Origin of the sequence: Mesorhizobium sp. M2E.F.Ca.ET.209.01.1.1, from assembly GCF_004010375.2 — a bacterium.
Lineage (GTDB): Bacteria > Pseudomonadota > Alphaproteobacteria > Rhizobiales > Rhizobiaceae > Mesorhizobium.
The window spans coordinates 1-438 of the sequence record NZ_SADP02000198.1 but is presented as its reverse complement, the minus strand read 5'-3'; the positions used below and the strand labels follow the sequence as shown (position 1 = coordinate 438).

The 438-nt window shown below is 59.8% G+C and carries 1 protein-coding gene; it reads left to right on the top strand.

Features of this window, described 5'->3' with window-relative positions:
• Positions 1–141: 141 nt before the first annotated feature.
• Positions 142–438: serine hydrolase (locus tag EN852_RS35265; protein WP_135879632.1), on the top strand; the 297-nt coding region annotated here is incomplete at its 3' end.

Here is a 438-nt window from a genome sequence, read left to right as displayed (position 1 = left end):
GCGTAACTGATCAAATTCTCGCTGTCCGTTGGTCCGGCGTCAAAAACCCTGATAGCTTGGCTGCGGGGTAGTCTTTGCGCAATTCCGGGGCGGAAAACCGCTCAGCGCCTTCCGGTTTTGCTCAGATCGGGTCGACATTTCATGCAGTTGCGCCGTTTTCCGCCTTTCGCCAGCCTTCTGGGATTGGTGCTGGTGCTGGTTTGCGCCATTCCGGCGAATGCGCAGCTGTTCGAGACCAAGGCAACACAAGCGTTCATGATCGATGCCGACACCGGCACGGTGCTCTTCGCCAAGGATCCCGACAGGCCGATACCGCCGGCCTCGATGGCCAAGCTGATGACGATGGAGGTGGTCTTCAACGCCATCAAGGCAAATCGCATCACGCTCGCCGATACGTTCGTCGTCAGCGAAAATGCCTGGCGCACCGGCGGCGCGCCG